Below are 1655 nucleotides of genomic sequence, written 5' to 3'. Positions count from 1 at the left end.
GCCTAATGGTCAATGTTCCACATTCCGAAGCACCGTCGCCTTGAGACATTCGCCCAAGAAACGACGTTGAGACGACCACCCTTACGGGTTGATCGCCGAATGCTCCTTAGAAAGGAGGTGATCCAGCCGCACCTTCCGGTACGGCTACCTTGTTACGACTTCGTCCTAATCGCCAGCCCCACCTTCGACGGCTCCCTCCACAAGGGTTAGGCCACCGGCTTCGGGTGTTGCCGACTTTCATGACGTGACGGGCGGTGTGTACAAGGCCCGGGAACGTATTCACCGCAGCGTTGCTGATCTGCGATTACTAGCGACTCCGACTTCATGGGGTCGAGTTGCAGACCCCAATCCGAACTGAGACCGGCTTTTTGGGATTCGCTCCACCTTACGGTTTCGCAGCCCTTTGTACCGGCCATTGTAGCATGCGTGAAGCCCTGGACATAAGGGGCATGATGACTTGACGTCATCCCCACCTTCCTCCGAGTTGACCCCGGCAGTCTCCTATGAGTCCCCACCATAACGTGCTGGCAACATAGGACGAGGGTTGCGCTCGTTGCGGGACTTAACCCAACATCTCACGACACGAGCTGACGACAGCCATGCACCACCTGTATAGGACCCTTACGGACCCCCCATCTCTGGAGGATTTCCCTATATGTCAAACCCAGGTAAGGTTCTTCGCGTTGCATCGAATTAATCCGCATGCTCCGCCGCTTGTGCGGGCCCCCGTCAATTCCTTTGAGTTTTAGCCTTGCGGCCGTACTCCCCAGGCGGGGCGCTTAATGCGTTAGCTGCGGCACGGAGGACGTGGAATGTCCCCCACACCTAGCGCCCAACGTTTACGGCGTGGACTACCAGGGTATCTAATCCTGTTCGCTACCCACGCTTTCGCTCCTCAGCGTCAGGTAAGGCCCAGAGAGCCGCCTTCGCCACCGGTGTTCTTCCTGATATCTGCGCATTCCACCGCTACACCAGGAGTTCCGCTCTCCCCTGCCTACCTCTAGTCTGCCCGTATCGGAAGCAGGCTCGGAGTTAAGCTCCGAGTTTTCACTCCCGACGTGACGAACCGCCTACGAGCCCTTTACGCCCAATAATTCCGGACAACGCTCGGACCCTACGTATTACCGCGGCTGCTGGCACGTAGTTGGCCGGTCCTTCTTCTGCAGGTACCGTCACTTTCGCTTCGTCCCTGCTGAAAGAGGTTTACAACCCGAAGGCCGTCATCCCTCACGCGGCGTTGCTGCGTCAGACTTTCGTCCATTGCGCAATATTCCCCACTGCTGCCTCCCGTAGGAGTCTGGGCCGTGTCTCAGTCCCAGTGTGGCCGGTCGCCCTCTCAGGCCGGCTACCCGTCGACGCCTTGGTAGGCCATTACCCCACCAACAAGCTGATAGGCCGCGAGCCCATCCCCAACCGCCAGAACTTTCAACCTTCCACCATGAAGCAGAAGATGATATCCGGTATTAGACCCCGTTTCCGAGGCTTATCCCGAAGTTGAGGGTAGGTTGCTCACGTGTTACTCACCCGTTCGCCGCTCGTGTACCCCCGAAGGGGCCTTACCGCTCGACTTGCATGTGTTAAGCACGCCGCCAGCGTTCGTCCTGAGCCAGGATCAAACTCTCCGTTGAAAAATATAGACAACCGAAACCCCACAA

Annotated in this window: 1 rRNA gene; it reads right to left on the bottom strand. The window is 57.8% G+C overall.

The features are described from left to right. Positions 1-110: 110 nt before the first annotated feature. Positions 111-1628, bottom strand: a 16S ribosomal RNA gene (locus ACFVWG_RS41425). Positions 1629-1655: the final 27 nt, after the last annotated feature.

This window comes from Kribbella sp. NPDC058245, assembly GCF_042882005.1.
GTDB lineage: Bacteria > Actinomycetota > Actinomycetes > Propionibacteriales > Kribbellaceae > Kribbella.
Note: the sequence above shows the minus strand (reverse complement) of the source record. Positions and strands in the feature narration are given on the sequence as shown.